The organism is Candidatus Zixiibacteriota bacterium (assembly GCA_018820315.1).
Lineage (GTDB): Bacteria > Zixibacteria > MSB-5A5 > JAABVY01 > JAHJOQ01 > JAHJOQ01.
Genome location: JAHJOQ010000121.1, coordinates 115,823 through 122,049, shown reverse-complemented (window position 1 = coordinate 122,049; position 6,227 = coordinate 115,823). Strand labels below are relative to the sequence as shown.

The following is a 6,227-nucleotide window of genomic DNA, read 5'->3' as shown; positions in this document are numbered from 1 at the left end:
CTGCAACATCCGTCGAGCTCCCTCTCGCAAAAGATCATCCAGTGACGACCTCGACTCCTTTTCCACTCGACTTTCCGAATCACTTACATTACTATTCCTCATGAGCGTGTCCTCCTGCTCGGATAAACCCGAGTTCTCTTGTTTACTATTAAGAGGATACGCTCATTCTATTCTATCCACAACTTTCGAATATATCTCGTGACTACCGTAGCGCTGAGGCAATGCATCGAAAGGCCATCGAGCTGGATCCGGAATTCGCCCTGGCGTACGCAGAGCTGGGGATGGTCTATACCGAAATGTATTGGAACTTCTATGACCGCACTGAGTCGCGGCTAACAGCAGCTAAGGAAACCATCGATAAAGCGCTTAAGTTGGCATCGGACGACCCAGTGACGCATTTGGCCCTCGGTTGGTACTACTACCACGGCCAACTCGATTACGAGCAGGCACTGGTGCAATTTACTATTGTACTCCAGAAGCAGCCAAACAACAGCCTGGCCATTGCCAGCATTGCCTATACGAAACGAAGGCAGGGCCAATGGGACAAGGCAATTGAGTATTTGAGAAGAGCAGTGAAACTAAATCCTCGTGAGCCTTATTTCCTGCTGGAGTTAGGCCAAACGCTTATGAAAAATCACCAGTACGAGGAAGCCGAATACTATTTTGACCGTGCCATTGAACTCGCACCGGATTTCGAGTGGCCATATCTTCTGAAATCATGGTCACAACTGGCTAGGTTAGGTGACACAAGAGAAGCTCGCGATGTTCTACAGGTAACGCTGGAACGCAATGGTCGGTCACCTCTCTTGACCTACTTTGAAGTGCTGTATGACTGTTTTGACGAACAGTTTGAGCGGGCCCTAAGTCACATAACCGCACCTGGCCAGGTGTACTTCAAGCAACGGAGCGACACCGCTGAGTATTATCTTCTCAAGGGCGAAATATACCGCTATATGAATCGACCAGACTTAATGAAGCCGTATTACGATTCCGCCCGTGTGGTTTTGGAAGAAAAGATTGTGGACGATCCTGATGATCCGCTGTACCACAGTATCATGGGCAGGGTCTATGCCGGACTGGGCCGCAAGGAGGACGCCATCAGAGAGGGTTTGTACGCAGTTGAACTACTGCCGCTTTCAAAGGATGCTCTTGTCGGTGCCGAATTGGTTAGGAGGCTCACTCAAACATACACTGCTGTGGGCGAGTACGATCTTGCTATTGATCAGCTTGAATATCTCTTGGCGGGACCTTCGAATGTGTCGGTTACTATTCTCAAGAAATTCCCTGAGTATAAGCAGCTTCGGAACCACCCACGCTTCCAAGCGTTGATCGAAAAATACGAGAAGTGATTCTTCGATCTGATGATTGGATTTGATCGAATCTGGCTTGTATTCTGGTTTCACCGCAGCCGCGAACCGAAACTCACAGTTGTGCCGTTTCGTGACACTGTGCCGCGCGGATTGTTCGCCACGCGAGCTCCATCGAGGCCAAATCCAATAGGGATTTTCGCAGACAAACTGATAAGCGTCTCAGAATGCACATTGACAGTGGAGGATGTCGACCTGATTGATGGTACTCCGCTGCTTGACATCAAACCATACGTACCGGAATTTGATTCCTGTGACTGCCGCCGAATCGGTTGGCTCGGAGTATCAACACACCTCAGTAATGAGGCTGACGACAGATCCGAGCGAGACTAGTCACAGGTGAATCGAATCGCCGGATTCTCCTTCGGACACAACGGGATCAGCTTCTCGGCAGAGCCACATATCACCATAGCCTGAAACAGAACCAGCAAACCCTCCGCCGCATGTTGCCTGATTTCTGCGAAGCCAAGCGGGGTGCCATCCTCATCCATCATACTGGTATGAAAAAGAATCTTGTTTCGTAATTGTTGAAAGTTGACATATATTTCTTCCTGTTGTGAGGGGGGGGCGGAAACTGAATTTCTGGCGGAAGTAATATGAGAGGAACAGACAAGAACAAGGAACTAATTGAGATACCGCGACGCAGTCGATTTGTCGGCTGGCTCACTGAGGAGAAGTGTATTGTGAACCTCGGCGGCAATTATGATTATCTGGAGCTACCGTACTACGTATCAGAAGATTACGAGCATGAGGGCAAGTCGATTCGACCGACGTGCAAGGAAATGATCGACGCTTATGTGCCACCGCTCTTCCTGGAAAAGGCGAAACTTGCCGGGCTTGCTATACCAGAATACTACATCAGCAACGGCTACTGTGAACCTCCGGTCATCGTCGATCCCATAAACCCGTTCACTCTCAAAGGTCGAGTTATATTGAAGGCAGGCCGTGCCCAAAGCATAGTGAAGTCTCTTACGCGCAATTACACCTATGCAGTCTGCTGCCAGGAATTGCCTGAGGACAGCAAAGTCCTCCATTTCAGAGCAGTACTCGGCTGGAGTGCAGTTGCGCGCTACAATGAACTCGCAAGAAGTATCTGGGAGACGTATAACATCCCGGTTGCAAGAGTACGGGCGATCAGACTTGCGGACAATTCACTGCTATTAAGCGACATTGCTCCACTCCCCTTCGCGGATCTCACTGAACGGGAGATTAATCACATACTTGAGCGAGTGACATGGGACAGTTAGGCATTTACGTAGAGCGTTACACAATTTCGAGCTCGGATGAAATGAACACGCTTATGCGCCTCAGTCAGGTTGCGCGGAAGCATGGGCATCGCACCGATTTTCTTTTCCGCCCGGACATGTACAAAATACCTGAATTTGACGCTTTATTCATCCGCGCCCTGACCGATCCGCTCAATTCGGCCTATGTCGCCGCACGTACCGCCGAAATGCACGGTCTGCGGGTGATCGATGATCCCGATTCCATCAGAATCTGCTGCGACAAAGTGAACATGTATCGCCACCTGATGATAAACAATGTCCCGATGCCCGAGACTCAGTTCATCGAGGAAGATGAATTAAGCCATAGGCTTGGCGAAGCGCTGCTTGATCGATTCGGCGATCCGGTGGTGCTTAAAGCGCCAAACAGTAGCTTCTCGATGTACGTCGAGAAAGCATCAACTCCCAAAGAGATCATATCGGTCGCCAAGAGATTTTTCCGTCGCTCGGATCGAGTTCTCGCCCAGAAGTTCGTCAAATCATCATTCGACTGGCGGGTAGGTACTTTGGGCGGCGAACCACTATATGTCTGCCAGTATTCGATACCGAAAAGAAATTGGAAGATCCTGACCTATACTCCCGATGGCAAGACCGTGTACGGTCCGATCAAACCTATCCGCATCACCGAAGCGCCTCCGAATCTACTGAAGATAGCGGTTGAGGCGGCAAACGCCATCGGCAGCGGCTTGTACGGCGTTGATCTGAAACAAGTGGGCGACCGGTTTATCGTGATTGAAGTGAATGACAACCCGACTATTAACGCAGGTGAAGAGGATCGGGCTAATGGCGATCTTTACGATCGTCTGCTGGAATATCTATTACCGAAGTGAGGCTTAATGATTCCTCGTTCGAAAATCCGCCTGGCCACCGCGAATGATCTCAAGTCCCTGTTCAGACTGGAAAATGTCGCATTTGAGCAGGATCGCTTCAGAGAAGATCAGATCGACTATTTTCTCACTCATTCGCGCGCGAGCGTTTTCGTTCTCACGCAGGGTTCATTTATCGCGGGTTCTGCTTACGTGCTGTGGAGGAAATCTCATTTGGCTGCGCGATTGTACAACCTGGCCGTCGATCCGGCTTTCCAGGGAAAGAAGTACGGTTTCAGGCTGCTCAAAGAGTGTGAATTGGAAGCGGCACGTCGTGGCTGCGCAAAAATGACACTCGAAGTCAGGAAAGATAACGAAGGCGGTATCAGGTTTTATGAAAGGAACGGCTATCACGTCGTGCGAAACATGACGGACTATTATGAAGATGGCATGGCTGGTCTCAAAATGAGTAAAGATCTGAAGATTCGCGTGCCAGGGAAACTTCAGCTTAACATCCCCTATTACGCTCAGACACTTGATTTCACCTGCGGATCTGCCTGTTTGATGATGGCGCTTAAACACTTCAAGCCACTGCTCGAATTCACTCGAGTCATGGAAATGAGAATATGGAAAGAAGCCACCCTGATCTTCATGATGTCCGGGTACAGCGGCACCAGTCCATACGGACTCTCTCTGTCCGCCGTCACAAGAAACGTGAATTGCAGGATGATCATCTCGATGGACACTACACCCATGCTCAGATCGGTTCGCACTCCGAAAAAGCGTGAAGTCATGAAGATTGTGCACAGCGATATGAAGAAGCAGGCAAAGAAACTCGGCGTGTCGACTATGGTATGCGACTATGGTGTCGAGGAGATCATGTCTGCGCTTTTCAGAGGAACGATTCCGATCGCACTCATCAGTACTTACCGACTGACCGGCGATCAGGTTCCGCACTGGGTGGTGATCACCGGTTTCGACAAAGACAATATCTACATTCACGATCCGGATGTTGCGTCGTATAGAAGAAACAAGCTGCGCGCTCGAAATCTGCGAATCAAGAAGTCCGAATTCCTCCGAATGAGCCGGTACGGCAAGGAAGCATATCGTTGCCTTCTCATCGTTGGACCCGCAAAGAAAAAAGAGCACAAGCCAGCACCGGTCTGATTCAGCGGCAGATGAGACTTTTGTCCTTATGGTAGGCGACAGCAATGCGCGCAGAGACTATCTTCTGCATTAACGCTTGACTATGTCTTCGATCTGAGATTTGCTCAGATTGCGTATTTCAAGCATCGCACGGAGAAGCCTCCGGAAAGGCGCCCATTTGCAGGTCTGCGAGCATTCTCCGGTGTCGCTCAGATTGAAGCAATGCCCCTCGCAACTCGCGCTGAGTGTGTTCGATTCCCGGATGATCGGTTCATCGAGAAAGTGCGTGAACTTTTCCACATTGATCGTGAAGGTTGTCCAGCACCCATCGCTGGCATGATTGAAGAAGTACATGCTGATGTCGAGAAATGCTGGATCAAGAAGCATCCCTATTGGCTTGATGCTGGGACCCGAGAAGATATCCTGATCGGAGAACCAGTCTTGGCAGAGAGGACACTGTTTGAAATTGCCTATGACCTGGCTCGAAGCTCGCATGATTACCCCCTGAAGATGTAGTCGATTTATATGAGTATTATCGGATTAGTATAGCCCAAACCTTACTCGACCTTAGGCAGATTGAACCATTTCTGATTAGAGGCACGTTCGCGACCTGAGATATGTAGGATGCGCCACAGGATCTATTACTTCTGGTCCGAATTAGGCACCTGCATTCTCCCTGAAGGGCATGTTGGAAAAGTCCAAATACGCCCATCGTGGTCATCGCGAGGAGCGAAGCGACGTGGCGATCTCTATGTCAATCAAGGCTATTGTGAAATGCGGAGATTGCCACGCTTCGCTCGTAATGACGTCATTTGGGGTTTCTCAACAAGCCTTGAATTGAGAACTATCACCATTTTCCTGAATTTCGCTTGATATCTGAAACAAAATCCGTACTTTGTCGTAAAGTACGTTGTGATGCCAATCAGATAAACCCACAAAGTCAATCGACTGGAGGAACCTCAATGAACACACCGTACTCTCTCAAAGAGCTTGAGCGACGCGCGTACCGCTCAACTTTCGAGGACGGGATTTACGACATCCTGTTTGGACTGCTCTTTCTTATATTTGCAGCCATCCCCATTCTGGAGGCCGCAGGACTCTCCAGGTTTATCGGCTACTCGCTGCTGATCATTCCCCCTGCTCTGCCGTTGCTCGGCAAACGGCTGATCACAATCCCGCGTATGGGAGCTGTCGAGTTCGGACCGAGGCGCAAGTCGAGAAGGCGTCTAATCCTGATCATCACAGGCATAGTTATCTTTCTCATGCTGCCGATCATGATCTCGACAGTGAGCAATGGACTATCGGGCAGCATGGGCTGGATGGTGATCGCGCTGCTCGCCCTGCCGGTGTTTATAATAGCGGTTTATGCGATGGACTTCCCTCGCCTCTGGATCTACGCGGCTTTACTGCTTGCCGGGCCTGTAGAATCGGAGTTTCTGTTGAGATATATAGGCAGTCCTCTCAATACATCTATCAGCTTCGGTTTGCCGGGAGTTGTAGTTCTGATAGTCGGCCTCAGCCTGCTTTTCAGTTTCATTCAGAAGTATCCGAAGGTGGCTCCGGAGGCTAACCATGCCGGCTAATAATGACACGGGCAAGAGCAAACTTCCGGAGATTGACCGCCT

8 protein-coding genes are annotated in these 6,227 nt (G+C 49.9%); 6 read left to right on the top strand and 2 right to left on the bottom strand.

The features are described 5' to 3' along the window. Positions 1 to 281 precede the first annotated feature (281 nt). Together KKH67_12445 and KKH67_12440 are read left to right on the top strand one after the other, a co-directional pair. Positions 282 to 1,349 (top strand): tetratricopeptide repeat protein, encoded by a 1,068-nt coding sequence (locus tag KKH67_12445; GenBank protein MBU1319989.1) that lies wholly within the window; start codon positions 282 to 284, stop codon positions 1,347 to 1,349. A gap of 12 nt (positions 1,350 to 1,361) precedes the next feature. Further along, entirely contained in the window at positions 1,362 to 1,700 is a 339-nt protein-coding gene (locus KKH67_12440) for an SAM-dependent methyltransferase (GenBank protein MBU1319988.1), read from the top strand. Here KKH67_12440 and KKH67_12435 read toward each other — a convergent pair. Beyond that, positions 1,697 to 1,861, bottom strand: a complete 165-nt coding sequence (locus KKH67_12435; protein ID MBU1319987.1) for a hypothetical protein — start codon at positions 1,859 to 1,861, stop codon at positions 1,697 to 1,699. The two genes, KKH67_12440 and KKH67_12435, sit on opposite strands and share 4 nt — an antisense overlap. 102 nt (positions 1,862 to 1,963) lie before the next feature. On the opposite strand from KKH67_12435, the gene KKH67_12430 reads away from it, so the two are divergent. The 3 genes from KKH67_12430 to KKH67_12420 are packed head-to-tail and all read left to right on the top strand — an operon-like array spanning position 1,964 to position 4,623. Further along, the gene (locus KKH67_12430; protein MBU1319986.1) at positions 1,964 to 2,614 is read left to right on the top strand and encodes a RimK-like ATPgrasp N-terminal domain-containing protein; all 651 of its coding nucleotides are present in this window, start codon (positions 1,964 to 1,966) and stop codon (positions 2,612 to 2,614) included. Then, positions 2,602 to 3,480: a RimK family alpha-L-glutamate ligase gene (locus KKH67_12425; GenBank protein MBU1319985.1), complete on the top strand. Its 879-nt coding sequence runs from the start codon at positions 2,602 to 2,604 to the stop codon at positions 3,478 to 3,480. The genes KKH67_12430 and KKH67_12425 overlap by 13 nt, the downstream gene beginning before the upstream one ends. A 6-nt stretch (positions 3,481 to 3,486) precedes the next feature. Further along, the gene (locus KKH67_12420; protein MBU1319984.1) at positions 3,487 to 4,623 is read left to right on the top strand and encodes a GNAT family N-acetyltransferase/peptidase C39 family protein; all 1,137 of its coding nucleotides are present in this window, start codon (positions 3,487 to 3,489) and stop codon (positions 4,621 to 4,623) included. Positions 4,624 to 4,692: 69 nt separating this feature from the next. Here KKH67_12420 and KKH67_12415 read toward each other — a convergent pair whose 3' ends face one another. Then, positions 4,693 to 5,097 (bottom strand): hypothetical protein, encoded by a 405-nt coding sequence (locus KKH67_12415; GenBank protein ID MBU1319983.1) that lies wholly within the window; start codon positions 5,095 to 5,097, stop codon positions 4,693 to 4,695. 467 nt (positions 5,098 to 5,564) lie between these two features. Between KKH67_12415 and KKH67_12410 the strand changes: the two genes are divergently transcribed. Beyond that, complete coding sequence (locus tag KKH67_12410; GenBank protein MBU1319982.1) at positions 5,565 to 6,185, top strand: hypothetical protein; 621 nt, start codon at positions 5,565 to 5,567, stop codon at positions 6,183 to 6,185. Positions 6,186 to 6,227: the final 42 nt, after the last annotated feature.

Excerpts from the sequence above, each read along its gene's own strand:
- KKH67_12445 (MBU1319989.1), top strand. The coding sequence starts at position 282 with ATGGTCTATACCGAAATGTATTGGAACTTCTATGACCGCACTGAGTCG.
- KKH67_12440 (MBU1319988.1), top strand. The coding sequence starts at position 1,362 with ATGATTGGATTTGATCGAATCTGGCTTGTATTCTGGTTTCACCGCAGC.
- KKH67_12435 (MBU1319987.1), bottom strand. The coding sequence starts at position 1,861 with ATGATGGATGAGGATGGCACCCCGCTTGGCTTCGCAGAAATCAGGCAA.
- KKH67_12430 (MBU1319986.1), top strand. The coding sequence starts at position 1,964 with ATGAGAGGAACAGACAAGAACAAGGAACTAATTGAGATACCGCGACGC.
- KKH67_12425 (MBU1319985.1), top strand. The coding sequence starts at position 2,602 with ATGGGACAGTTAGGCATTTACGTAGAGCGTTACACAATTTCGAGCTCG.
- KKH67_12420 (MBU1319984.1), top strand. The coding sequence starts at position 3,487 with ATGATTCCTCGTTCGAAAATCCGCCTGGCCACCGCGAATGATCTCAAG.
- KKH67_12415 (MBU1319983.1), bottom strand. The coding sequence starts at position 5,097 with ATGCGAGCTTCGAGCCAGGTCATAGGCAATTTCAAACAGTGTCCTCTC.
- KKH67_12410 (MBU1319982.1), top strand. The coding sequence starts at position 5,565 with ATGAACACACCGTACTCTCTCAAAGAGCTTGAGCGACGCGCGTACCGC.